The organism is Streptomyces sp. ITFR-16 (genome assembly GCF_031844705.1).
GTDB lineage: Bacteria > Actinomycetota > Actinomycetes > Streptomycetales > Streptomycetaceae > Streptomyces.
This window is the reverse complement of the sequence record NZ_CP134609.1, coordinates 6917699-6941913: the sequence shown is the minus strand read 5'-3', so window position 1 is coordinate 6941913 and position 24215 is coordinate 6917699. Positions and strand designations below refer to the sequence as shown.

General features: G+C 72.5%; 27 protein-coding genes. 11 read left to right on the top strand and 16 right to left on the bottom strand.

The genetic code is table 11. The features are described 5' to 3' along the window. Positions 1-64 precede the first annotated feature (64 nt). The 3 genes from RLT58_RS30890 to RLT58_RS30880 all read right to left on the bottom strand — a co-directional run bounded on the left by RLT58_RS30890 (position 65) and on the right by RLT58_RS30880 (position 1631). Positions 65-694: a TetR/AcrR family transcriptional regulator gene (locus tag RLT58_RS30890; protein ID WP_311313639.1), complete on the bottom strand. Its 630-nt coding sequence runs from the start codon at positions 692-694 to the stop codon at positions 65-67. Positions 695-826: 132 nt separating this feature from the next. Next, complete coding sequence (locus RLT58_RS30885) at positions 827-985, bottom strand: hypothetical protein (protein ID WP_311313638.1); 159 nt, start codon at positions 983-985, stop codon at positions 827-829. 268 nt (positions 986-1253) lie between these two features. Next, positions 1254-1631: a hypothetical protein gene (locus RLT58_RS30880; protein WP_311313637.1), complete on the bottom strand. Its 378-nt coding sequence runs from the start codon at positions 1629-1631 to the stop codon at positions 1254-1256. A 195-nt stretch (positions 1632-1826) separates the two neighbouring features. On the opposite strand from RLT58_RS30880, the gene RLT58_RS30875 reads away from it, so the two are divergent. The 3 genes from RLT58_RS30875 to lnt all read left to right on the top strand — a co-directional run bounded on the left by RLT58_RS30875 (position 1827) and on the right by lnt (position 4986). Further along, positions 1827-2693 carry a universal stress protein gene (locus tag RLT58_RS30875; RefSeq protein ID WP_311313636.1) on the top strand — a complete coding sequence of 289 codons (867 nt, stop codon included), beginning with the start codon at positions 1827-1829 and terminating at the stop codon, positions 2691-2693. A gap of 66 nt (positions 2694-2759) precedes the next feature. Continuing rightward, positions 2760-3254: a nuclear transport factor 2 family protein gene (locus RLT58_RS30870; RefSeq protein ID WP_311313635.1), complete on the top strand. Its 495-nt coding sequence runs from the start codon at positions 2760-2762 to the stop codon at positions 3252-3254. Positions 3255-3351: 97 nt separating this feature from the next. Further along, positions 3352-4986 (top strand): apolipoprotein N-acyltransferase, encoded by a 1635-nt coding sequence (lnt, locus tag RLT58_RS30865; protein WP_311313634.1) that lies wholly within the window; start codon positions 3352-3354, stop codon positions 4984-4986. On the opposite strand, the gene RLT58_RS30860 is transcribed toward lnt, so the two are convergent. The 3 genes from RLT58_RS30860 to RLT58_RS30850 all read right to left on the bottom strand — a co-directional run bounded on the left by RLT58_RS30860 (position 4961) and on the right by RLT58_RS30850 (position 7577). Continuing rightward, positions 4961-5317 carry a DUF8108 domain-containing protein gene (locus tag RLT58_RS30860; protein WP_311313633.1) on the bottom strand — a complete coding sequence of 119 codons (357 nt, stop codon included), beginning with the start codon at positions 5315-5317 and terminating at the stop codon, positions 4961-4963. The genes lnt and RLT58_RS30860 overlap by 26 nt on opposite strands. Positions 5318-5410: 93 nt before the next feature. After that, the gene (locus RLT58_RS30855) at positions 5411-6310 is read right to left on the bottom strand and encodes a Gfo/Idh/MocA family protein (RefSeq protein ID WP_311313632.1); all 900 of its coding nucleotides are present in this window, start codon (positions 6308-6310) and stop codon (positions 5411-5413) included. Between the two features lie 19 nt (positions 6311-6329). Then, the gene (locus tag RLT58_RS30850) at positions 6330-7577 is read right to left on the bottom strand and encodes an FAD-dependent monooxygenase (protein ID WP_311313631.1); all 1248 of its coding nucleotides are present in this window, start codon (positions 7575-7577) and stop codon (positions 6330-6332) included. An 84-nt stretch (positions 7578-7661) separates the two neighbouring features. Between RLT58_RS30850 and RLT58_RS30845 the strand changes: the two genes are divergently transcribed. Then, positions 7662-8303, top strand: a complete 642-nt coding sequence (locus tag RLT58_RS30845; RefSeq protein WP_311313630.1) for a TetR/AcrR family transcriptional regulator — start codon at positions 7662-7664, stop codon at positions 8301-8303. 84 nt (positions 8304-8387) lie between these two features. Continuing rightward, complete coding sequence (locus RLT58_RS30840) at positions 8388-8837, top strand: hypothetical protein (protein WP_311313629.1); 450 nt, start codon at positions 8388-8390, stop codon at positions 8835-8837. Positions 8838-8946: 109 nt separating this feature from the next. Here RLT58_RS30840 and RLT58_RS30835 read toward each other — a convergent pair whose 3' ends face one another. The 8 genes from RLT58_RS30835 to RLT58_RS30800 form a co-directional block, all read right to left on the bottom strand. Continuing rightward, complete coding sequence (locus tag RLT58_RS30835) at positions 8947-9432, bottom strand: hypothetical protein (RefSeq protein WP_311313628.1); 486 nt, start codon at positions 9430-9432, stop codon at positions 8947-8949. 139 nt (positions 9433-9571) lie between these two features. Then, positions 9572-10255, bottom strand: coding sequence for a uracil-DNA glycosylase (gene ung / locus RLT58_RS30830; protein ID WP_311313627.1), 684 nt, complete (start codon positions 10253-10255; stop codon positions 9572-9574). Positions 10256-10356: 101 nt separating this feature from the next. Beyond that, positions 10357-11937, bottom strand: coding sequence for an ABC transporter substrate-binding protein (locus tag RLT58_RS30825; protein WP_311314707.1), 1581 nt, complete (start codon positions 11935-11937; stop codon positions 10357-10359). 117 nt (positions 11938-12054) lie between these two features. Next, positions 12055-12810: an SDR family oxidoreductase gene (locus RLT58_RS30820; protein ID WP_266776194.1), complete on the bottom strand. Its 756-nt coding sequence runs from the start codon at positions 12808-12810 to the stop codon at positions 12055-12057. Between the two features lie 20 nt (positions 12811-12830). Further along, positions 12831-13592 carry a 3-oxoacyl-ACP reductase FabG gene (gene fabG, locus RLT58_RS30815; RefSeq protein ID WP_311313626.1) on the bottom strand — a complete coding sequence of 254 codons (762 nt, stop codon included), beginning with the start codon at positions 13590-13592 and terminating at the stop codon, positions 12831-12833. Positions 13593-13793: 201 nt separating this feature from the next. Next, complete coding sequence (locus RLT58_RS30810; RefSeq protein ID WP_311313625.1) at positions 13794-14177, bottom strand: DUF3037 domain-containing protein; 384 nt, start codon at positions 14175-14177, stop codon at positions 13794-13796. Further along, entirely contained in the window at positions 14174-15025 is an 852-nt protein-coding gene (locus RLT58_RS30805; protein WP_311313624.1) for a HipA family kinase, read from the bottom strand. The genes RLT58_RS30810 and RLT58_RS30805 overlap by 4 nt, the downstream gene beginning before the upstream one ends. Before the next feature lie 69 nt (positions 15026-15094). Then, entirely contained in the window at positions 15095-15382 is a 288-nt protein-coding gene (locus tag RLT58_RS30800) for a site-specific integrase (RefSeq protein ID WP_399131701.1), read from the bottom strand. 383 nt (positions 15383-15765) lie between these two features. Between RLT58_RS30800 and RLT58_RS30795 the strand changes: the two genes are divergently transcribed. The 5 genes from RLT58_RS30795 to RLT58_RS30775 all read left to right on the top strand — a co-directional run bounded on the left by RLT58_RS30795 (position 15766) and on the right by RLT58_RS30775 (position 21966). Further along, positions 15766-16386, top strand: a complete 621-nt coding sequence (locus tag RLT58_RS30795; RefSeq protein ID WP_399131700.1) for an NAD(P)-dependent oxidoreductase — start codon at positions 15766-15768, stop codon at positions 16384-16386. A 487-nt stretch (positions 16387-16873) separates the two neighbouring features. Further along, positions 16874-17479 (top strand): acyl-CoA-like ligand-binding transcription factor, encoded by a 606-nt coding sequence (locus tag RLT58_RS30790; protein ID WP_311313623.1) that lies wholly within the window; start codon positions 16874-16876, stop codon positions 17477-17479. Between the two features lie 57 nt (positions 17480-17536). Then, positions 17537-19123: an MDR family MFS transporter gene (locus RLT58_RS30785; protein WP_311313622.1), complete on the top strand. Its 1587-nt coding sequence runs from the start codon at positions 17537-17539 to the stop codon at positions 19121-19123. Between the two features lie 157 nt (positions 19124-19280). After that, a complete protein-coding gene (locus tag RLT58_RS30780) occupies positions 19281-21437 on the top strand; it encodes a S9 family peptidase (protein WP_311313621.1) in 2157 nt (718 codons plus the stop codon). A gap of 73 nt (positions 21438-21510) precedes the next feature. Next, positions 21511-21966 carry a Rieske (2Fe-2S) protein gene (locus RLT58_RS30775; RefSeq protein WP_311313620.1) on the top strand — a complete coding sequence of 152 codons (456 nt, stop codon included), beginning with the start codon at positions 21511-21513 and terminating at the stop codon, positions 21964-21966. Positions 21967-21994: 28 nt separating this feature from the next. Here the strand turns inward: RLT58_RS30775 and RLT58_RS30770 are convergent, their stop codons facing one another. Continuing rightward, positions 21995-22645, bottom strand: coding sequence for a cysteine hydrolase family protein (locus RLT58_RS30770; RefSeq protein WP_311313619.1), 651 nt, complete (start codon positions 22643-22645; stop codon positions 21995-21997). A 112-nt stretch (positions 22646-22757) separates the two neighbouring features. Between RLT58_RS30770 and RLT58_RS30765 the strand changes: the two genes are divergently transcribed. Further along, complete coding sequence (locus tag RLT58_RS30765; protein ID WP_311313618.1) at positions 22758-23234, top strand: pyridoxamine 5'-phosphate oxidase family protein; 477 nt, start codon at positions 22758-22760, stop codon at positions 23232-23234. Between the two features lie 49 nt (positions 23235-23283). Here RLT58_RS30765 and RLT58_RS30760 read toward each other — a convergent pair whose 3' ends face one another. Next, on the bottom strand, positions 23284-24204 hold the full coding sequence (locus RLT58_RS30760) for a LysR family transcriptional regulator (RefSeq protein WP_311313617.1): 921 nt from the start codon (positions 24202-24204) through the stop codon (positions 23284-23286). Between the last annotated feature and the right edge of the window lie 11 nt (positions 24205-24215).

The window sequence follows — 24215 nt, the reverse complement described above, 5'->3', positions numbered from 1 at the left end:
AGTGAACCACGTGGTTCACACGCTGTCCATGGCCGCCCCTGCGGGTACGGAGGAAAGCGCGGTGCTACGCGTCGGCCGCCTCCTCCCGTTCCAGCGCGCGGACCAGTGCGTCGAATCCGGCGGCCACGCCCTCGGTGTCGCCACTGGTACGGGCGTCGACCAGGAAGCCGCGCAGTGTGGCGAGCACCATCTCGGCGACCTCCAGCTTGCGGCGGTCGCTCCAGTGAGCGGGGCAGACGGACAGCAGGGTCGGCAGATACTGCTGGGACGCCTCGCGGCCGAGCGCGGCGTAGCGGTCGGAGTCGTACATCGCGAGGCCGATGGCCTGGTCCAGCACCCGCGCCTCCTCGCCGACCAGGACGGGCCAGATCGCGCGGACCCAGTCCCCCAGCGAGCGGCGGACCGGTCCCTCGGTCGCGGCGGCCAGCGCAGCCCGGATGCGCCGCTCGCGCAGCCGGACCACGGCCTGGACGAGCAGGTCGTCGGCCCCCTCGAAGTGGTAGAGCAGCACCTTGTGGGTGGCACCGGCGGCCCGTGCGGCCCGGCGCAGCGAGAAGTCCACGAGCCCGTTGGCCGCCAGGTCCTCGGTGACCCGTTCCAGCAGTTCCCGGCGCCGGGCCTCACCGCGCGGCGATCCGGCCGATCGCCGGTAGCCGATACGGGCCGCTGCGTTCTCGTCGGCAGAGTTGTCCATGGCGACAGCTTCCCCGATGTGCCGCCCGGCCACCGTCGCGGGCCGTCCCGCGCCCCCCGGACGCCGCACTGCCCCCGGCCCGCCGGAGCGGGACAGGGGCAGTGCGGCGTCGGACCCGGGGTGCGGGCGGTCTCACTCGGTCTCGACGAAGGGCGGAAGGTCGGGTTCGACGAACAGCCCCTGGTAGCGCGGTGTCGGTACGGCCTCGACACGGCCCGGGGCCTCGGGCGCCGAGCCCGTCGCGCTCTCGTCCGAGCGCCGCTGAACCTGGCGCGTCGGGGTATCAGCCATCGGGGTCTCCAGTTGCTTCGCAGTTGGTTGTGAGGGCCCCGAGGCGCCGTCCGGTCCTCGGACCACTGCGGCTTCGGGGTGGGGCGCCGTCCCGGTCCCACACCCACCAGGGCACCGGTGTATCCGACGAGGCCTGCTGAGACTATCCGTTGGCGCGGGCCCGGCCGTCGGCGCCGTCGCCGTATCCGCCCGTCATTCGCCTTCCCGGACGCATCGCCGGGCGGCACACCCCGCCGGACGGCCCCTCAGGTCCGCGTCCCGGCCGCCCTCAGACCTCTGTCTCGCCCGGCCCCTCGGAGCCGAACTGCTCGGCCCGCAGGGCGAGATCCTGCAGCACGTCGGCTGAGGTCACGTCCGTCTGCCCCGCGTCATGCACTTGCGCCAGCATCGCGAAGGCCAGCGTGAACGCTCCGACGAGCTGCTCCACCGCTCCCCCGACCTCACGGCCTACCAGGACCACCACGTCCTCGATCGTGGCGTCCTCGGGGATCGCGATCCTCGGCATCGTCTCGTTGAGGAGGGCGGTCACCACGGTCGAATCGGTGCTGGGGTCGTCGCGGTCGGGGTTCTCCTCCAAGAGCCGGCGCATCTCGCCCGCTTCGGTGAGGATGCCGACCACACGCTTCACGACTTCGCTCTGCTCCATCCCGCGAGCATAGGCGCAGCCGCCCCGGCCGACGAGGAGAACACCGTGGGGCGGCATGCCGTGCCGGGGCCCCGGGCGGGCGCCTCCGCCTCGGCACCGGGGCGCGGGCGGCCGTAACGTACGAAGCGGGCCCCGGCCCAGCTCCCGGGCGCGCAGCACAGCCGGGACACGTACACCCGGACTCCGGAGGCAGCCATGAGCACCACCGAGCTTCCCGTCGTCGCCGCGGTCGACGGGTCATCGCACAGCGGCGACGCGCTGGAGTGGGCGGCCCGGGAAGCGGTCCGGCGGGCCCTTCCGCTGATGATCACGCACGTCCGGCTGCTCACCCGGCGCACCGGGCAGGAGGCCCAGCAGCGCGAGGCCCAGGAGCTGCTGGCCCGGTCCGTGCGACGGGTGGACGAGATCGCACCCGGACTGCGCCCCACCACCCTCGCACCGCTCGACTTCCCGTCGGCGGCGCTGGTCTCGCTGAGCCGTGACGCGTCGCTGGTGGTGGTCGGCTCGCGGGGCCTGGGCGGCTTCCGTTCGCTGATGCTGGGGTCCAACAGCCTGGCGACGGCGTCGATGGCGAAGTGTCCCGTGGTCGTCGTCCACGGCGGGCAGCGCGACGAGGACCCCGAGGAGGCCGCTGCGGACGCCTTCCTCGACGTCGTCGCCGGGGTGGCCGCCGACGAGAGCAGTGAAGGGGTGCTGGAGTTCGCGTTCGAGACGGCGGCGGCGCGCCCCGGGGCACGGCTGCGGATCGTGCACGGCTGGACGATGTTCTCGTCGATGCTGTCCGGCGGTCCGGTCTTCGACCGGGAGGCGGCGGCCGGCGCGGCCGAACGCTCCCTGGCCGAGCTGACGGCGGGCTGGCGTGCCAGGTATCCGCAGGTGGAGGTCATGAAGGAGCCTGTCAACGGCTCTGCGGCGCGCACCCTGGTCACGGCGTCGGCGACCGCCGCCCTGACCGTGATCGGACGGCGCAAGGGCGGCGAGTCCCTCGGGCTGGGCCTCTCACCGGTGGCGCAGACGACCCTCACACATGCCCTGGGCCCGGTGGCGGTCGTCCCCTGCTGACGCCCGCCACCTCGTCGCGGGTGCACGGGACTTGGCCCCTGACGCCCATGGGCACACACTGACCCGATGACGCAGCGTGTGGATCTCTCGACCGTGATGGACCGGCTCGCCATCGATGCAGTGATCACCGGCTACGCCGTGGCGGTGGACGACGGCGCGTGGGAGGACTACCTGGCCCTGTTCACCCCGGAGGGCCGCGCCGACTACCGCACGGCGGGCGGCGTCGAGGGGCCCGCTGCCGAGGTCGCCGACTGGCTGGAGCGGACCCTCCGGCTCTTTCCCGTACGCCAGCACCTGATCGTGAACCGCCGGCTGGACCTCCAGGACCTCGGCGGCTACCCGGGCGACCGGGCCCAGGTGCGGGCCGACTACCTCAACCCGATGCGGCTGGAGAGGCGGCCGCAGGACGGCGCCGGGGCGGACGGCTCGACCGCCCCCGATTTCGTCGCGGGCGGGCGCTACGCCTTCGAGCTGCTGCGCACCGACGCCGGCTGGCGCGTCCAGCAGGTCACGGTGCAGGAGAAGTGGCGCAGCCTCACAGGCGGTCTCGCCACCGGCTGACCGGCCCCATCCGCTTGTGCTGCCCCACACTGGGGGAAGAACAGCGGGAACGGATCACCGAGGCATCGGGTCACGAGCGGGTACGAGGAGGCGCGGCATGCGGACCGGGGCAGAGCTGCGCGAGCGGGGCGGACGGATACTCGGCTCGCCCCTGGGGCGCGGCGTCGCCGCACTGACGGCGGGCGCGCTGCCGGCGCTCGCCTTTCCCGCCCCCTCGCTGTGGTGGTTCGCCTACGTCGCCCTGGTCCCCCTGATGCTGCTGATCCGGTCCGCCGGTACGGGGCGCAGGGCGGCGCTCGACGCCTGGCTCGGCGGGACCGGCTACATGCTGGCCGTGCACCACTGGCTGATGCCGAGCCTGCATGTGTTCATCGTGGTCCTGGCTGCCCTGCTCGGGCTGCTGTGGGCGCCGTGGGGTCTGCTGGTGGCGCGGCTGCTCCGGGGGCAGGTGTCCGGCGCGGCGGCGGCCGCCGCCATGGTGGTGGTCCCGTGCGGCTGGCTGATGATCGAGCTGGTCCGCTCCTGGGAGGGGCTCGGCGGGCCCTGGGGGCTGCTCGGGGCGAGCCAGTGGCAGGTGACGCCCGCGCTGCGGCTGGCCTCGGTGGGCGGGGTGTGGCTGGTGAGCCTGATGGTGGTGGCGGTGAACACCGCGCTCACCCTGCTGCTCGTGGCCTCCGCAGCCCGTACGGCGGCCACCGTCTCGCTCGTGGTGGGGGCGCTGGCACTGGGTTCGGTGTGGGTGTGGGCGCCGCAACCCGAGCGGTCGGGAACGGCCCGGATCGCCGTCGTGCAGCCCGGTGTGGTCGAGGGGCCGGGCAGCGTGCAGCGGCGGCTCGCCCGCAGCGAGGAGCTGACGCGCTCGCTGGCGGGGCGGGACCTCGACCTGGTGGTGTGGGGCGAGAGCAGCCTCGGCGTCGACCCGGTCCGGCGGCCCGATGTCGCCGCCCGGATCGCGGCGCTGTCGCGGCTGGTGGGCGCGGATGTGCTGGTGAACGCGGACGCCCGGCAGACGGACGGCTCGGGCCGGACCGGCATCTTCAAGCGGGCCGTGCTGGTCGGACCGCAGGGGCTGACCGGGGACCGCTACGACAAGATGCGGCTCGTCCCCTTCGGCGAGTACATCCCGGCCCGCTCGGCGCTCGGCTGGGCCACCTCGATGGGGAAGGCGGCCGGTGAGGACCGGCTGCGCGGCACCCGCCAGGTGACGATGAGGCTGCCGGGCGCGGACGGCCTGCGCGTCGGCCCGCTGGTCTGCTTCGAGTCGGCGTTCCCCGACATGAGCCGGCAGCTCACCCGGGACGGTGCGCAGCTGCTGATCGCCCAGTCCTCCACCGCGTCGTTCCAGCACGGCTGGGCCCCCGGCCAGCACGCCTCGCTCGGAGCGCTGCGGGCCGCCGAGAACGGCCGCCCGATGGTGCACGCCACGCTGACGGGCGTCAGCGCGGTGTACGGCCCGCACGGCGAGTCCGCCGGGCCCCGGATCGGTACGGACACGAGCGGCGCGGCCGTCTTCGACGTTCCGCTGGCCCGTGGCACGACGCTGTACGTCCGGCTGGGCGACTGGCCGCTGTACGGGGCGCTGGGCGTGCTGGCGGCGTTCTGCGCCGCCGAGGCGGTGCGTTCCCTGCGCAGGCGGGCCGCACAGCCGGCGGGGGCGGTCGCGGCGGTGGTCCCGGCCGGGGAAGCGGAGGCGGTGGGCGAGGCCCTCAGGCGGTCCGGCCAGGTCCGTTGACCGTGACGATGTCGCCCATCGCGTCAACGGTGAGCGCCACGCGTTCGACCTTGTTGGTCACGGCGAGCACCAGCCAGGCCACGCCCCACAGAAAGCAGCTGAACACCGTCAGCAGGGCGTGCAGCACATGGTTGAGGGGTTTGCCGCGCACCATGACGACCTGCGTATCGGAGCGGGACTCCACGCGCCAGCCGCTCGCGATGCGCTGGTTGACGGCCCAGTCGAGGATCAGGGCGCGCTGCATGGCGTCCGGCGGGCGCCCGTCCGCCGAGTAGTAGCCCGGCGGGGGCTGGAGCGCGCCCCAGCCCGGTGGCTCGCGGTGGGGTTTCATCAGGTCACCTCCACGGGGCGGCGGTCCGTCCCACCCAGCCTGCGTCGGCCCCCGTCCGGACGCATCCGGAGGAGCCGGGACCCCGCACACGCCCTAGGCGCAGTCGAGGTCGCGCAGGACGCGCTCGCACAGCTCGTGGGTCTCCAGGGCGTCCCGGGCGCTCGGCGTCCTTCCGGCGCGCACGGCGTCCAGGAACTCCAGCACGCTCTGCTCGATGCCGCGCTGCCGGGCCACCGACACCCAGTCGCCGCGCCGCCGCAGGCTCGGCTGGCCCTTGTGGTCGATGACCTCGGCGAGGTTGACGACCTCGCGCTTGGAGTCCTGGCCGGAGACCTCGAGCCGCTCCTCGGTGGACCCGCTGAGCCGGTTCATCGCCCCGATGGCCGTGAAGCCGTCGCCGGAGAGCTGGAGCACGACGTGGTGCAGCAGCCCGTCGCGGACCCGGCCGCGCACGACGGTGTGCTCGACCGGCCCGGGCACCAGGAAGCGCAGGGTGTCGACGACGTGGATGAAGTCGTCGAGGACCATGGTCCTCGGGTCCTCGGGGAGCCCGACGCGGTTCTTCTGCAGCAGGATCAGGTCGCGCGGGTGCTCGACGCACTGCGCGTACCCCGGCGCCAGCCGGCGGTTGAAGCCGACGGCGAGGCCGACGCCCCGGTCCTCCGCGAGCTCCACCAGCCGCTCGGACTCGGCGAGCGTGTAGGCGAGCGGCTTGTCGACGTAGGTGGGCACGCCCGCCTCGATCAGCCGGCCCGCGATCTCCGGGTGCACCGCCGTCGGGGCGTGCACGAACGCGGCGTCGAGCCCCTGGGCGAGCAGCGAGTCGAGGTCGGTGTGGCGCTGCCCGGCCGGGATGCGGTGGGCCTCGGCGACCGCGGCGAGGGTGGCCGGGGTGCGGGTCTGCAGATGCAGTTCGACCCCCGGCAGGGTGCCGAGTACCGGCAGGTACGCCTTCTGCGCGATGTCGCCGAGCCCGATGCAGCCGACCTTCACAGGGTCTTCCTCTCGCTGGTCAGCGCCGTGCGTCGCGATCCTCGTCGGTGTGGGTCCGCTGCGGTGCCGCCGGCGCGTCCGTCGTCCGGGCAGCATACGTGTGCTGCGGGGGCCGCCAGTCGGCGATCCCGTCGAAGGTGCGCAGGACGAGACCGGGCCCGAGCCGGGAGACTGCGGACATCACGACGTCGCGCATCTTCACGGCCGGCGGGCTGGTCAGCCGCATGAGCCGGGAGACCTGTTCCGCCTTGCGGACGACGGCTGCGGTACGCGGAAGCCGGTCGGCGGTGTACGCGGCGAGCCCGGCGCCCAGGTCCCCGCCCGGGGCAACATGGTGGGCGAGCACGATCCCGTCCTCGATGGCCTGGTTGCCGCCCTGGCCGAGCGTGGGCGCCATGGCGTGGGCGGAGTCCCCGACGAGGACCGTGCGGCCCCGGTGGAAGGCGGGCAGCGGATCGGTCATCTGGTACACGTCGTTGCGCAGGACTCCCTCGGGCCGGGCGGCGGCGATGATCTCCGGGACCGGGTCGTGCCAGTCGCCGAAGCGGCGCAGGAGTTCGGCCTTCTCGTCGTCCGCCGCCCGTGCCCCGGCGGGCGCGACGGCGGCCCCGTAGGCGTAGATCCTGCCGTCCTTGAGCGGCTGGGTGCCCCAGAGCGCGCCGCGCCCCCAGGTCTCGTGCGGGGCGAAGGGGCGGTCAGGTGCCGGGACGACGACGCGCCAGGTGGTGAATCCCGCGTACGCCGGGCCGGGGCTGCCCGGGAAGAGGGCGTCGCGCACGGCGGAGTGGATGCCGTCCGCGCCGACGACGAGGTCGGCCTCGACCGTTCCGTCCGGGGTGGCGACCACGGCGGGGCCGCCACCTGCGGTGCCCGGGTCCACGAGGCGGGCCGGGCAGCCCGTGCGGACGGCGGAGGCGGGGAGCCGGGCGGCGATGCGGTCGATGAGGGTGGCCCGGTGCACCAGGACGAGCGGTCCGCCGAACCGTTCGGCGGCGGCGGTGGCGTCGGTGCGCGAGAGCCAGCGGCCGTCCGGGGTGCGCATCCCGCCCTCGCCCTGCCAGGCGGCCAGGGACCTGATCTCGTCGCCGAGCCCGATGACGTCCAGGGCGCGCTGGGCGTTGGGAGCGAGACCGATTCCGGCGCCGACGGGCTCCAGGGAGCCGGCCCGCTCCAGGACGGTGACCTGCCAGCCCGACCGGTGCAGGGCCGCGGCGGCGGTGAGACCGCCGATTCCGCTGCCGATGACGACCGCACGGGGCATGTCCATGGGAATCCCTCACTCCGCCGCAACTACACCTGTAGTGACACGGCCACCGTACTACAGGTGTAGTTGCGGCGGTAGGTTGGCCCCATGGCCACACGCACCCCCGCTTCCGTCCGGGGCGACCTGATCACCGATGCCGCGCTCGACCTGCTCGCCGAGCGCGGCATGCGGGGGCTGACCCACCGCGCGGTGGACGAGCGGGCCGGCCTTCCCCAGGGGTCGACGTCGAACTACGCCCGCACCCGGCAGTCCCTGCTGGAGGCGACCGTGCGGCGCCTGGCGGAGCGGGAGGCCCGGGTCCTCGCCCCCGACGAGCTCCCGGCCCCCGGGGCGTCCCCGGACGCCTCAGCCGGCCCGGACGGCCCCGCCCTCCCCGGCCCGCTCGACGCCGACGCACTGATCGCCGGACTCGCGCTCGCCCTGCACCGTTATCTGACGCACCACCCGGAGCTGCTCGTGTGCCGGTACGAACTGGCCCTGGAGGCCACCCGGCGCCCCGAACTGCGCACGTTCTTCGACGAGACGGGACGGCAGTTCCGCGAGCCCCTGGTGGCGCTGATGACGGCGGCCGGGTCCCCGGAGCCGGAGCGGCACACGCTGTCCCTGGTGGCCTGGTGCGAGGGGCTGATGTTCTCGTGCGCGGCCGGCTCCTACCACCGCTCCGTGCCGACGGAGGCGGAGCTGCGCACGGGCTTCGGCGAGCTGCTGCGCGGGATGCTGGGGCGCTGACGCGGCGACGGGCGCATCACCCGTGCGGGGCAATCAGGCCCCTCGGACCCACCCGACGGCGGCCCGCACCGCAGAGTTGATCAGGTGCATCGAACCAGAACCACTGTGAAGCTCCTGGTCGCCGTGGCGGTCACGGCCCTGTCGGGCTGTGTCTCCGTCCAGCCGCAGCCGGGCGCCCCGCCGCGTCCGGAGACCAGCCGGCCGGCCCCTGGCCCGGCCCCGCAGAGCGTCGGTCCGCCGGTCCACGACACGCTGGAGGCCGAGGCGAAGCCCTCCTCGCCCCCCGCACCGGCCGCATCCCGCCGGACGGCGCCTCCCCCGGCCGCGCGCCCCGGCGAACCCGGCGTTCCGCACGGGCGCGAGCGGCAGGGGCCCGCTCGTCCGCGGTCGCGTCGGGTCGTGCCCGCCGCCCCTGCCCCGGCCCTGCCGAAGCCGGTCACCGGGGCCGATGTGTGCGCGCTGGGGCGGGGATACGGGCACTGGCCCGCGGGCAGCCCGCAGTCCCGGATCTGCGACCGCGCCTACGGCCGGTAGCGGGACGGACCCGGCGTCCGGGAGGACCGCCCGCCGGACCCGGCACAACGGGCGGCGCCGGGTGCGAGCCACTTCCCCCGCGCGGCCCGCACCGCCCACCGCTCCCGGCTCACCACTCCCGCAGCCGCCGCTCCAGCCGCCCGATCGCCGCCCGGACCCCTCCCCCGTACCCGTCGTCCATGCCGTCGTCGGCCAGGACACCCGAGGCCTCGCGGGCGCGGTCCAGATGGATGCGGGCGGCCACCGGGCGGTGGAGCTTCACATAGTCCGCCGCGAGATTGAGGTGCAGCGACGGAAAGAAGGCCCGCACCGCGAGCGCGTCCTCGTGTCCGGCCGCGCGCGCGTCGGTCAGCGCCTGGGCGGCGGTCAGCGCTCTCAGGTCCCACGCCAGTTCGTCACCGGGGTCGTCCTGGGTGTCGGCCATGTAGTGGGCGAGGGTGCAGCGCTGCAGGGCGTCACCCTCGTCCCCGATCTCCGACCAGAGCGCCCCGAAGCGGTTGCGGGCCTCCTCCCGGTCACCGCCGTGGAGCAGCATGATCGCCTGGCCGATTCTGGTCATGAAGACGTCCCCCGACGTCTCCTGCTGCTCCGTCACCGCGGTCTCCCTCGTACCCGTCCGTCCGCGTCCGGTCGATACGGATGGATTCCGGACGTTCCCACCGGTTCCGAATGGTTCCGGCCGGTTCGACGCTAACCGTCGCGGCGGGCAATCGCACTCAGGCTCGGGCGCGCCCTCAGCCCAGGTCGGGGATGCGCCAGTCGATCGGCTGGTGCCCCTGGTCGGCGACGGCCTTGTTGATCTGCGTGAAGGGGCGCGATCCGAAGTACTTCTTCGCCGAGAGGGGCGAGGGGTGCGCGCCCTTCACCACTACATGGCGCTCCTCATCGATGAGCGGGAGCTTCTTCTGCGCGTAGTTGCCCCAGAGCACGAAGACCGCCGGGTCGGGCCGGGAGGCGACCGCGCGGATCACGGCGTCCGTGAACTTCTCCCAGCCCTTGCCCTTGTGCGAGTTGGCCTCGCCCGCGCGCACCGTCAGCACGGCGTTGAGCAGGAGCACGCCCTGCTGGGCCCACGGCATCAGATATCCGTTGTCCGGGACGGGCAGACCGAGCTCCTCCTGCATCTCCTTGTAGATGTTGCGCAGCGAGGGGGGCGTCTTCACCCCGGGCCGCACGGAGAAGCACAGGCCGTGCCCCTGGCCCTCGCCGTGATACGGGTCCTGGCCCAGGACCAGGACCTTCACCTTGTCGTACGGAGTCGCCTCCAGGGCCGCGAACACCTGCTCCCGGGGCGGGTAGACCGGTCCGGCGGACCGCTCCTCCTCGACGAAGGCGGTGAGCTCCTTGAAATACGGCTTCTGCAGCTCGTCGCCGAGGACGCCGCGCCAGGACTCGGGCAGCAGGTCGGTGTCGGTCACGTGAACAACCTCCGGTAAGCAATCCGTTCTTGATCCCAGAACCTACCGGGGGCCACTGACAACGGGCTCCGGGAGTCCGCTGCCAGTGGCCCGCACCGCTCCTACCAGCTCGCCTTTCGGTACAGCTCCCACATCTGCATGACGGTCTGCGGATCCAGGGCGCGCTCGCCGCCGCCGATGTCCTCGCCCGCGGCGACGTACAGCTTGCCCTGCCACAGCGGCAGCAGCCGGACGTCGTCGACGAGGATCTTCTGGGCCCGCTCGAACTCCTTGCCGACCGCGCCCCGGTTGCTCTGCTTGCGGGACTGGGGCAGCAGCTGCTTGGTGATCTCGTCCTTCACGTACGGCCGGCCCGTGACGCTGTCCTTGCCCACGAACGGCGCGATGAAGTTGTCCGGGTCCGGGAAGTCCGGGAACCAGCCTCGGCCGAAGACGGGGTACTCGCCCTTGGTGAAGCCCTCCTGGAAGGTCTTCCAGGGCCGGCTCTTCAGGGTGATGCGGAACAGCCCGGAGGACTCCAGCTGGCGCTTGAGCTCGTCGAACTCGGGGGCCGTGGAGGAGCCGTACCGGTCGGTGGTGAACCAGAACGTCATGGAGACCGGCTTGGTGATGCCGGCGTCGGTGAGGATCTTCTTCGCCTTGGCCGCGCTCGGGTTGCCGAAGGTGTCGAAGAAGCTGGTCGTGTGGGCGGCGATGCCCTTGGGGACCATGGAGTAGAGCGGCTCGGCGGTGCCCTGGTAGACCTTGGCGACGAGGGCGTCGCGGTCCACCAGCTGGGCTATCGCCCGCCGGACGGCCGGGTTGCCGGCGGCGGGGTCCTCCGGATTGAAGACGAGGAAGCGGATGTCGGCGCCGACGGACTCGACGATCTGGAGATCGCTGTCCTTGTCCTTGTTGTCCTCCAGGCCGACGACGTCCTCGGCGGACAGACCGCGGTAGGTGGCGTCGATCTCACCCTTCTTGAGGGCCGGGACCAGGTCGGAGGACTTCTTGAAGTACCGGATCGTCACGGCGTCGTTCTTGCGGTCGGCGAAGCCCTTGTAGTCGGGGTTCTTCACCAGCTCGGAGCGGTCCCCCTGCTTGTACGCGTCCAGCAGGTAGGGGCCGGATCCGGTGACCTTGCCGTCGGTGCGGATCTTGTGCTTGGAGTAGGCGCTCGGCGCCACCAGCGACATGGCCGGCGTGGCCAGGATGAAGGGGAAGGTGGCGTCGGGCTTCGACAGGTGGAAGATGACGATGTCGTCGCCCTTGGTCTCCACCCGGTCGAGCGAGCCGAGCATGCCCACGGGGCCGCCCTTGACGCCGATCTCCGTGATCCGGTCGATGGAGTACTTCACGGCCTCGGCGTCGAGCTTGTCGCCGTTGGAGAACTTCAGGCCCTTGCGCAGCTGGCAGCGGTAGGCGGTGCTGGTGTTGTCGGTGAACCGGCAGTTGTCCGCCGCGTCCGGCTCGGGTGTCGTACTGCCGGTGGGGAAGCTCACCAGGGTCTGGAACACATTGCGCATCAGCTCCCAGGAGCCGTCCCACGCCGCCGCCGGGTCGAGGGTCGAGGGCTCACTGGTCGTCCCGACGGCAAGCTTCTGGTCCACGTCCGAACCGCCGCCGGGCAGCAGACCGCAGCCGGCCAGCAGAGTCAGGGAAGCAAGGGCTGCAGCGGCCTGCAGACTGGCCCGGTAGAACACGTGCACGCTCCTCGATCAGCCATGGGTCGGCAGACCATACCGCAGCGCCCCGCCAGGTCAATCCGCAGGCCCGGCGGGGCACTTGAGGCAATCGGGGCCAAATGGGATCAGGTGGTGTCAGCCCACTCCGGCATTCAGGAAGATACCGCCGTCGACGACCAGGGTCTGCCCGGTGATCCAGTCGGACTGGCTGGACGTGAGGAAGGCCGCGGCACCGCCGATGTCCTCCGGCACACCGAGCCGGCCCAGCGGGTAGGCGGCGGCCGCCTCCGCCTCGCGGCCCTCGTACAGGGCCTGGGCGAAGCGGGTCTTCACGACCGCGGGCGCGATCGAGTTGACCCGGACGACCGGCGCGAACTCGTGCGCCAGCTGGAGGGTCAGGTTGACCATGGCCGCCTTGCTCATCCCGTACGCGCCGATGAAGGGCGAGGCGGAGACACCGGCGACGGAGGCGATGTTGACGATCGCCCCGCCGTTCTCCTTCTGCCAGGCCTTCCAGGTCTGCTGGGCGAAGCCGAGCGCCGAGATCACGTTCGTCTCGAAGACCTTGCGGGCGACGTTGAGGTCCAGCTCGGCGATCGGACCGAAGACCGGGTTCGTACCGGCGTTGTTGACCAGGAAGTCGACCCGGCCGAACGCCTCCATCGTGCGCTCGACCGCCGCCGCCTGGTGCGCCTCGTCGTGCGCCTTGCCGGCGACGGCGATGACCCGGTCGGAGCCGAGCGCCTCGACGGCTTCCTTCAGCGCGTCCTCGCCCCGGCCGGTGATGCACACCCGGTCGCCGCGGGCGACGAGCGCCTCCGCGATGCCGTAGCCGATGCCCCGGCTCGCGCCGGTGATCAGCGCGACCTTGCCACTGTCCTGCACAGTCATGATGTCCGTAGTCCTTCGGGTCAGTTGAGCGGTCCGCCGGCGACGTACAGGACCTGGCCGGAGACGAAGCCGGCGTCGTCGCCCGAGAAGAAGGCGATGGCGTTGGCGATGTCCTCGGGGAAGCCGACGCGCTGCACCGGGATCTGGGTGGCGGCCGCCGCCTGGAACTCCTCGAAGCCCATGCCGACCCGGGCCGCGGTCTGCGCCGTCATCTCCGTGACGATGAAGCCGGGGGCCACGGCGTTGGCGGTGATGCCGAACTTGCCCAGCTCCTTGGCGAGGGTCTTGGTGAAGCCCTGGAGGCCCGCCTTGACCGCGGCGTAGTTGGCCTGGCCGCGGTTGCCGAGGGCCGAGGAGGAGGACAGCGACACGATCCGGCCGAACTTGGCGTCCACCATGTGCTTCTGGACGGCCTTGGCCATCAGGAACGCACCCTTGAGGTGGACGTTCATCACGATGTCCCAGTCGGACTCGCTCATCTTGAAGAGCAGGTTGTCGCGGAGCACGCCCGCGTTGTTGACGAGGATCGTCGGGGCGCCGAGCTCGGCGGCGACCCGCGCCACGGCGGCCTCCACCTGGGCGCTGTCCGACACGTCGCAGCCCACGGCGAGGGCCCGGCCGCCGGCGGCGGTGATCTTCTCGACGGTGTCCTTGCAGGCCGCCTCGTCGAGGTCGAGTACGGCGACGGCGCGGCCCTCGGCCGCCAGACGTACCGCGGTGGCGGCACCGATGCCCCGCGCCGCTCCCGTCACGATGGCTACGCGCTGCTCGCTGGTGGACATGCTTGGTTCTCCTCGCCCTTGGATCGCGGCTCAGCGGACGTCAGGAAGTTCCCGATAACTGAGCAACCGCTTAGTACCTTCAGCAGACGAGACGCTAGAAGCCCTGGCACCCGGTGTCAACGGCCCACGGGCGCAGCGGCGCATGTCACACCCGGCGGCGCCGCCGCCACGCGGTGTGCGGGCGGCGGCGCGGTGGCCGGATCAGCGCACCAGCAGGTCGAGCAGGCGCTCGACCTCGGCCTCGGGGTCGGTGGTGAGGCCGCTGTGGACGGGGCTGGGCTGGACCACGGTGGAGCGCGGGGCAATCAGCCAGCGGAAGCGCCGTCCGGCGTCGTCACCGGCCGCCTGGCCCGCGTACGGACCGCCGCGGCAGACGCCCTCGACGGCGTGCAGGGCGGCGCGCACCCCGGTCACATCGGCCGCGGGGTCCAGCGCCCGGAGTTTCGCCTCGTCGAGTTCGGTCCGGGCGGCCACGAAGCCCTTGGCCCGGCAGTAGACCACCACTCCGGCGTTGAAGAACTCCCCGCGCTGGACGCGGGGCACCACGCGCACCAGCGCGTACTCGAAGACATCGCGCTCACTCATGCCCGGCCGCCCTCTTCGCTGTTCGCGCGCTCGTGCCTCGGGGCGAGGCGTTCGGTGATCCAGCCCGGGGCCTGGGAGGGCTTGTCGGGGGTGGGGGCGTCCAGCACGATCCGCTCGTGGATGGACGCGGCCCTCGGCAGCAGCGCCTCCACATAGGCGCGGCGGAGCCGGTCGGTCGAGTCGAAGCCCGGCTCGTCCACCAGCCATTCGTCGGGGACGTCGGCCGCGACCTCGGTGAGGAGTTCCTCGGTGACCAGCGGGGCGAGTTCGGCGGCGGCCGCGGCGACATCGGGCCGGAACGGGGCCAGCGCGTGGTCGGAGGCGTTGTACGGCTTGGCGGCGGAGGCCCGGGCGCCGGGCCAGTTGTGGTGCCAGATCATGGTGGCGCCGTGGTCGATCAGCCAGAGGTCGCCGTGCCAGACCAGCATGTTCGGATTGCGCCAGGACCGGTCGACGTTGTTGATCAGCGCGTCGAACCAGACGACCCGCCCGGCCTCGCGCGGATCCACCTCGTAGGCGAGCGCGTCGAAGCCGAGCGAACCGGGGAGGAAGTCCATCCCCAGGTTGAGCCCGCCGCTGGCCTTGAGGAGCTCCTGCACCTCCTGGTCGGGCTCGGCGAGTCCGATGACCGGGTCCAGCTGGATCTGTACGAGATCAGGGACGCGCAGCCCGAGCCGGCGGCCGAGCTGCCCGCAGATCACCTCCGCGACCAGCGTCTTGCGGCCCTGTCCTGCTCCGGTGAATTTCATGACGTACGTACCCAGGTCGTCGGCCTCGACGATCCCAGGGAGCGAGCCGCCCTCACGCAGGGGCGTGACGTAGCGGGTCGCGACGACCTCTTCCAGCACTTTCCCAGGCCACCAATCTCTTCAGCCTCACATTTCGCGGAGGGCTCCTACGGGGCGTAGCGGCTGAAGTCACCGGTCAACCGTGCTGGGGGAATCCGGGGAGTTCCGGCCGGCAGGCCGGAACTCCCCGCTCCCCAGCAGACCGTCAATGCCGCTGCGCCCCTTGCTGCCGGCCTCCGGCATGAGGTGAGCATAGTAACCGAGGGTGATCACCGGCGAGGAGCGCCCGAGCCGCCGGGCCAGAGTCACAACGGACCCGCCGGCTTCCGACATGATCGAGGCGTAGGTGTGCCGCAGCACGTGGAATCCGTCCTTGGGGACGCCGCCCACTGCCAGACGGCCCTGCATCTGCTGCACCGAGACCCCCGCGGGCCCTGACAACGGTTCGCACCACCATGTACCACAACGACGACAGCCAGAGCTTCCTGCTCAGGGTGGCCGTCCCGGCCCCTGCGAGCCGGCCGGCAGGGGTCCTGATTCCTGAGCCCCACAGCTGAGCTCGTGCGTTCTTTCGGTACCCGGGCCGGGACTTGGCGTTCTGGCGTCTCGCGGGGCCCGCCGGTCAGGTGACGGTGGCGACGAGGAGCATGTGGGCGGACATGTCGGTGGTGTCCGGGTGGGGATCGGCGAGAAGTGCTGCTTCAGGGCGGCGGTGAAGAGGCCGGTGGGACCAGCTCACCTCCTGCACGCCCCTGCGCGGGTCCGGACGCGGACCCCAGGTCCTGCTGGGCCTGAAGCAGGTGCACCGCATCGCGCGGGAGGTCGCGAGCAGCCGTCGCTTCCCCCGCGACCCCGATGTGCCGGGCGCCTACCGGTCGCGCGTGGGCCTGCTCGGGCTCGGCCACATCGGCCGGCTCGTCGCGGACCGCCTCGGCCGCTTCGACGTCGAGATCCTCGCATCCGACCCCGTGACCTCCCCGGAAACCGCCGGGCGCGCGGGCGTCCGGCTCGTCGGCATCGAGGAGCTCTTCGCCACCTGTCACGTCGTCAGCCTCCACGCCCCGCTGCTGCCCGAGACCCGGGGCACGGTCGGGGAACGGCTGCTGAACTCGCTGATGCCGGGTGCGACGCTGATCAACACCGCGCGGGGCGCACTCGTCGACGAGACGGCCGCCGCCCGGGTGCTGCGGGCCAGGCCCGACCTCACCGCCGTACTCGACGTCACACACCCCGAGCCCCCGGCGCACGACTCGCCACTCTTCACTCTCCCCAACGTGGTCCTGACGCCCCATCTCGGCGGCGCCCTGGGTGCCGAACGCCACCGCCTGGGGCAGCTCGTGCTCGACGAGCTGCACCGCTTCACCCGGGGCCTGCCGCTCCGGCATGCCATCGACCCCGGCCGCGCCGCCTCGCTGGCCTGACACCCGCCCGGGAAAACGACGCGAGGCGGCCATGCTGTACCCGGAATTCGCTTACGGGCAAGCCTGGTTGTCCGACGTTTCCGAGGACACGCCGCCCCGAGCCGCGACGCAAGCGAAACGTCAGCGAAACGTGAGTGAGACGTCAGCGGGACGTAAGCGCGAAGGAGGAGCGTGAGGCGCGAGCATCAGGATCAGGCGAAACTGCGGCCCCTGCCGCTCCGTTGCACGGCCGCCGGTTCCCGCCCGAAAGGCGCCGAGCCGAAATACGCCGTGCCCGGAAGAGGGCGCGTCCTATTTCCCTGGACGGCCGCAGGGGTGTGTGCCGCTATTCGGCCTGCCCTCTTTCCGGACGGCCGCCCCCGTGAATTGCCGATGAATTGCCGATGCCGCGCCCTTTCCTCTTCCGCCGGGCTGTGACGCCGCGCCCGCACGGTCCGGCACCGGCAAGATTTTGCGCGGCGTGCAAAGTTGCATAGCATGCACCTTCGTGACCACCGACGACCCGCCCGCAGGGCTGCGCGAACGCAAGAAGCGCGCGACGCGCGACGCCCTCGCGGACCGGGCCCTGCGCATGGCGGCGGAGCGCGGGATCGAGCATGTGACCGTGGAAGCGGTCACCGAAGCGGTCGGCGTCTCCGTCCGCACCTTCTTCAACTACTTCCCCTCTCTTGAGGACGCGATCACCCGCCCCGTCCAGGACACCGCCGAGCGGACCCGCCGGGCGGTGCTGAACGCGCCGGCGGAGCTGACCGCGCTCGCCGCCCTCAGCGAGGCCATCGCCCAGGAGCTCGCCCACATCGAGGAGGACCACGAACGCTGGGAGCTCCAGATGGCCGTGGTCCGGAAGAGCCCTTCGCTGCTCCCCGGATTCCTGGCCGCGCGGGGCGCGGACGAGCGCGCGCTGGTCGACGTCGTGGCCGAGCGCCTCGGGCAGGACCCCGACACCGCGCTCTACCCCAGGCTGCTGGCGCACGTGGCGATCGCCGCCGTGCGCGCGGCCGTCGAGGTCTGGGTGGCCTCCGGGCGCACCCGTACGTTCCAGAGCCTGTACCGCGAGGCGTTCGCCTCGCTCGCCGCCGGTCTGAAGGCCTGAAGCACATCCAGGGCCCCTCAGGGCCTTTCACCACCAGAGAATGAGGAACGTCAGCCGATGACCGCTGCCGTCACACCCGAAGCCGGTACCGCCGGCGCACCCGCGGGGGCCGCACCGGCCATGACGCGTCGCCAGATACTCCAGGCCATGTCCGGCCTGATGGCAGGCATGTTCGTGGCCATCCTGGCCTCCACGGTGGTCTCCAACGCCCTTCCCCGGATCATCGCCGATCTGCACGGCACCCAGTCCTCGTACACCTGGGTCGTCACGGCCGAGCTGCTGGCGATGACGGCGACCGTCCCGATCTGGGGCAAGCTGTCCGACCTCTACGACAAGAAGCTGCTCATCCAGCTCTCGCTGTCGATGTTCGTCGTGGGCTCGCTCGTCGCCGGGTTCTCCCACAGCGTCGGGCTGCTCATCGTGAGCCGCGTCGTGCAGGGCATCGGCGCCGGTGGTCTCACCGCGCTCGCCCAGGTCGTGATGGCGGCGATCATCCCGCCGCGCGAACTCGGCCGCTACTCCGGCGTCTTCGGTGCCGTCTTCGCCGTCGGCACCGTCGCGGGCCCGCTCATCGGCGGGGTGCTCGTCGACACCTCCTGGCTGGGCTGGCGGTGGTGCTTCTTCATCGGGGTTCCGTTCGCCCTGCTCGCCATCGTGCTGCTCCAGCTGACCCTGAAGCTGCCCACGATCCGCCGGGAGGTGCGGATCGACTACCTCGGTGCCGTACTCATCATGAGCGGGGTCAGCGCGCTGCTGCTGTGGGTGACCCTCGCGGGCAACCGCTTCGACTGGGCCTCCTGGCAGACCGCCGCCCTGGTGTCCGCCGGTGTCGTCCTGCTCGCCTCGGCCGTCCTGGTCGAGTCCAGGGTCAAGGAGCCGATCATCCCGCTGGACATCTTCCGCAACCGCACGGTGGCGCTGACGACGGTGGCGAGCCTGCTGGTCGGTGTGGCCATGTTCGGCGGCACGGTGTTCCTGTCGCAGTACTTCCAGATCTCGCTGGGCAAGACGCCGACCGTCGCGGGTCTGATGAGCCTGCCGATGATCCTCGGTCTGATGGTCTCCACGACCGTCGCCGGGCAGATCATCTCCCGCCGGGGCAAGTGGAAGAGTTTCCTGATCGCGGGCGGGATCATCATGACGGCGGGCATGGGCCTGCTGTCCACGATCGGCTCGGACTCCTCGTTCGTCGTCCTCAGCCTCTACATGGTGGTCCTCGGCGTCGGTGTCGGCATGCTGATGCAGAACCTGGTGCTGGCCGCCCAGAACGACGTGCCCGCATCGGAGCTGGGCGCGGCGACGTCGGTGCTGTCGTTCTTCCGCAGCCTCGGCGGGGCGATCGGTACGAGCGCGCTCGGCGCCGTCCTCGGCCACCGGGCGGCCGAGGAGATGGCGAAGGGCTTCGGCGGGGCGGCGGACAACGGCGGCGCCGGGCACGGCGTGCCCGACCTCGGCACCCTTCCCGAACCGGCCCGGCAGGTCGTCGAGCACGCATACGGGGTGGCGACGGCCGATGTGTTCCTGATCGGGGCGCCCTTCGCCTTCCTCGCCCTGATCGCGGTGCTGTTCATCAAGGAGAAGCCGCTCAGGACCCAGAGCGGCATGGAGCGGCTCGCGGAGGAGAACGCGGCGGCCGCCTCCTAGATCCCGTGTACGCAAACGCGGACGTGCGCCCCCGCCCGAGCGGTGGGCGCACGTCCGCGTTTGCGTACACGACGCGCCGTCAGCCGCCGGCGGCCTTGCACCATACCGGTGGAGACCGGGTTGGATCGAGCGAATTTTTACCTGTCATGGTGTCGCCATGACTCCCCCCTTCGACGCGTCGGCCGAGGCCGACGCGCCCTCAGCCGACCCCTTTCCGCTCCAGTTCGCCCGCACCCGGCGCTTCTCGCTCGGCGTGCCCCGCCTCTTCACGGTCTCCCCGGACGGGGAACGGGTGCTGTTCCTGCGCGGTACGTCGGGCACCGACCCGGTGAGCCGGCTCTGGATCCACGAGGACGGCCGGGAGCGGCTGCTCGCCGACCCGCTCGGGCCCGCGTTCGCGGGCGGGACGGCGGGCGAGGTGCCCCCGGAGGAACTGGCGCGGCGCGAACGGGCCCGCGAGACCTCGTCGGGCATCGTCTCCTACGCCACGGACGCGGCCGTACGGCTCGTGGCCTTCGCCCTCCGGGGCACGCTCCTGGTGCTCGGCACCGACGGCGGGACTCCACGCCGCATCCCGACGGCGGGACCTGCCGTGGACCCCCGCCCCTCGCCCGACGGCTCCCTGATCGCGTACGTGTCCGGCGGCGCGCTGCGGATCGTACGGGCCGACGGCACGGACGACCGGCCGCTCGCGGAGCCGGACGGCACCGATGTGACGTACGGGCTGTCCGACTACGTGTCGCAGGAGTCCGTCGGCCGCTCGCGCGGTTTCTGGTGGTCGCCCCGCGGCGATGCCCTGCTGGTGGCCCGGGTGGACACCTCCGGCGTCGGGCGCCGCTACATCGGCGACCCGTCCGATCCCGCACGGCCGCCCCGCGAGGTGGCCTACCCGGCCGCCGGTACGGCGAACGCGGAGGTGTCCCTGCATCTGGTGCGGGTCTCCGGGGAGCGGACCGCGGTGCGGCTGCCCGACGCGGCCGGCGAGGGCCACCCCGAAGGGACGTGGACGGACCCGGCGTTCGAGTACGTGGTGGCGGCGGGCTGGGACGAGCGGGGTCCGCTGGTCTCCGTGCAGACGCGTGACCAGCGGTCGGTGCACGTCCTGGAGGTGGACGAGGAGTCCGGCGCGACCCGGACGGTGCACCGCGCGCACGATTCCGCCTGGGTCGCGCTGCGGCCGGGCACCCCGCTGCGCCTCGCCTCCGGGGCGCTCGTCGTACCCGCGCGGCCGGGCGGCGACACGCAGGGGCTGGACATCGGCGGCACGCTCACTCCGCCGGGCCTGGAGGTCCGCGAGGTACTGGGTGAGGCGGATGGCCGCGTGTACTTCACCGCGGGCGGGGAGCCCACGGAGATCGACGTCTGGTCGTGCGCGCCCGGCGAGGGGTGCGTCCGGGTCAGCGCCCCCGCAGGGGTGCACACGGCCGCGGTCGGGGGCGGGACCGGGGTGCTCGACAGCAGGACGCCGGACGGCCACACGGTGACCGTGCTGCGGGACGGGGCCCCGGCCGGCCGGATCGCGGTCCTGGCCGAGGCGCCTCTGGTCACCCCGCGTCCGCTGGACCTGAGCCTGGGCGAACGGGAACTGCGCAGCAGGCTGTACCTGCCGTCGTGGCACCGGCCCGGGGACGGTCCGCTGCCGGTGCTGCTCAGCCCGTACGCCGGCCACGGGATGCAGGTCGTCCTGAAGGTGCGGACCTGGTGGGTGGCGGTGGCCCAGTGGTTCGCGGAGCAGGGGTTCGCGGTGCTGGTCACCGACGGCCGGGGCACTCCCGGGCGCGGGGAGGCCTGGGAGAAGTCGGTGCACGGCGACCGGCTGACGGCCGTCCTGGAGGACCAGATCGACGCGCTGCACGCGGCGGCGGCCCTGCGTCCGGAGCTGGACACGTCCCGGGTGGCGATGCGCGGCTGGTCGTTCAGCGGGTATCTCGCGGCGGCGGCCGTGCTGCGGCACCCGGAGGTGTTCCACGCGGCCGTGGCGGGCGCGGCACCGGCCGACCGGCGGCTCTACGACACCCATTGGGAGGAACGTTTCCTGGGGCACCCGGACGTGCTGCCGGAGAACTACACGCGCAATTCGCTGCTGGACGAGGCCTCGGCCCTGACCCGGCCGCTCATGCTGGTGCACGGACTTGCCGATGACAATGTCGCCGTGGCCCACACGCTGCGGTTCTCCTCGGCGCTGCTCGCCGCGGGGCGGCCGCACACGGTGCTGCCGTTGTCCGGGGCCGGCCATCTGGTCAGCCACGAGCGGACGGCGAGCGGGCTTCTGCTGCTGGAGCGGGACTTCCTGAGGAAGTCCCTGGGGCTTTGAACACGGGGTGCCGGCCGCGCGTACCTCTGGGCGAAGCGTCGGAGCCGGAAGACCGTGAAGGGAAAGAGACAGCATGAGCGCATCGCAGGACCCGGAGATCCGTCTCGGACGCCGGACGGTGGTGACCGTCGCGGGCGCCGTTCCGCTCGTCGCCGTACTCAGTGCGTGCGGCGGCTCGAAGGAACCGTCCGGTTCCGGTGCCGTCAAGCAGTCCGACGACGGCGGGGACGGCGGCACGGGCCCCGCCCTCACGACGACCGCCGACATCCCTGAGGGCGGCGGGAAGATCTTCCCGGACCAGGGGGTCGTGGTGACCCAGCCGGCGGCCGGTGAGTTCAAGGCGTTCTCGTCCAAGTGCACCCACATGGGATGCGCGGTCTCCAGCGTCTCGGACGGCACCATCAACTGCCCGTGTCACGGCAGCAAGTTCGACGTGGCGACCGGCGAGGTCCGGACGGGCCCCGCCACCACGCCGCTGCCCGCCGCCGCGATCACGGTCGAGGGCGACTCGATCAGCCTGGCCTCGTAGCCCGGCCGCCTCGTCACCCGGCCGCGCGTCAGCCCCGGGTGCCCGTCCGCCGGCTCAGCCAGCAGCCGAGCAGGTCGTCGGTGGTGGTCACGGTGGCGACCAGGGCGAGGGTGTTGCGGATCATCGCGGGCGTGTAGTCGGCCGGCACGCCCGCGATGGCGTCGGAGACCACCACCGCCGTGTAGCCGAGGTTCACCGCGTCGAAGACGGCGTTGGGGATCGCCACGTTCGCCGATACGCCGGTGACGACGAGGGTGCGGCAGCCGAGGTTGCGCAGCAGGGCGTCCACGTCCGTGCCCGCTATGGGCGAGAGGCCGTGCAGCCGGCGGACGACGAGGTCCTCCTCCGCGACCTCGATGGGCTCGGCGATCCGCACCGCCGTGGTTCCCGAGTGCTGCTGTACGGGGAGCCGGCCGGCGGCCCGGAAGAGCCGGGCGTTGCGGTTGGCCCCCCGGCCGTCGGGGCGGCGTTCCGCCACGGCGTGCAGGACCTGGACGCCTGCCTCGTGCGCGGCGGTGACCAGCCTGGCCACGTTGCGCAGCGCGCCGGAGGACCTGGCCTCCTTGGCCAGTTCGGGCAGTGCGCTGTCCGGCCCCACCACTCCCTGCTGGCACTCCACCGTCAGCAGGACGGTGGTGGCCGGTTCGGTCTGCTCGGCAAGCTGTTCCCTGGACGGCACGGCTGCCCCTCTCGGTGTCACCACGGGCGCGCGAGGCTAACCGCCATTGCGCGATGAAGGAAGAGACCCCATGATTCCTGACACATAGTCAGCAACCTGGAGGGGGCTTCCCATGGCCGTCACACAGCGACGGGGCCGCCGGATCATGATGACGGACGAGGAACGGGACGCCTGTCTCGCACAGCAGCGCACCTGCCGGGTCGCCACCGTCGGCGCGGACGGCCGGCCGCACATCGGGGCGCTCTGGTTCTGCTGGGACGGCACCTCGCTCTGGCTGTACTCGATCACCCGCAGCCTGCGGTGGTCGCAGCTGAGCAGCGACCCGAGGATCGCCGTGGTGGTCGACGACGGCGTGGAGTATGGGGAGCTGCGCGGCATCGAACTCTCCGGTGAGGCGGTCTTCGTCGGCGAGGCTCCGCGCACCGGTGAGCCCTGCCCGGAACTCGATGTGCCCGAGCGGCTGTTCGCGGCGAAGTACTTCGGCATGGAGACGATGCCGCACGACGGGCGGCACGCCTGGCTGCGGCTCACGCCCGAGACCGTCACCTCGTGGGACTTCGGCAAGCTGGCCGATCTGCCGGGGGTGTGAGGGCGGCGGTGATACGCGACGGGCCGCGTCGGGGTGCCGACCGCCGCGCCTACCCGTCCCCCAGCGGGTCGTCCAGCTCCCGCCCCGCCTCGCGCAGCGCCGCGACGGCCGCCCTGATGGAGGGACGGCGGTCCGCGTCCGCCCGCCACACGGCGTGGACGTGCCGCCGCATCTTCTGCCGCACGGGCACCAGCCGTACGCCGTCGGGCACCGGACCCCGCCCCAGCCGGGGCGCCACACAGACACCCATCCCGGCCGCGATCAGGGCGAGTTGCGTGTGGTGTTCGCCCGCGAGGTGGGCGATGCGCGGTTCGATCCCCTTGGAGCGCAGGGTGAACATCAGCCAGTCGTAGCAGAATTCGCCCTCCGGCCAGGACACCCAGTCGTCGTCGGCGAAGTCCTCGAGATCGACCTCGTCCCGCTCCGCGAGCGGGTGGTCCGCCGGCATCGCGATGTCCGGGGCGTCGTCCAGCAGCCTCGCCCGGGCGAGGCCACCCGGCACCGGGAGCCGCTTGTTGCTCCAGTCCAGCACCACCGCGAGGTCGATGTCGCCCCGGAACACGGCCCGGATGCCGGCCTCGGGCTCCACCTCCAGCGTGCGCACCCGCAGTTCGGGGTGGCCGGTGCGCAGGGCGAGCAGGGTCGCCGGGAAGAGCCCGCGCGCGGCGGTGGGGAACGCGCCGAGCCGGATCTCGCCGACCACCTCGCCCCGCTGGGCCTCGATGTCGGACTGGGCGAGCTCGACCTGCGAGAGGATGCGGGCCGCGTGGTCGGCGAGCAGCCGGCCCGCGTCGGTGAGCCGGACGCCCCGGCCGCTCTTGGCGAGCAGCTGCTGCCCCACCTCTCGCTCCAGCTTCGCCATCTGCTGCGACACGGCCGACGTCGTGACGTGCAGCCCCTCGGCGGCCCCGCTGACGGAACCGAGCCTGGCGAGGGCGTCCAGGGTGCGCAGGCGCTCCAGGTTCAACATGTAAGTGATGC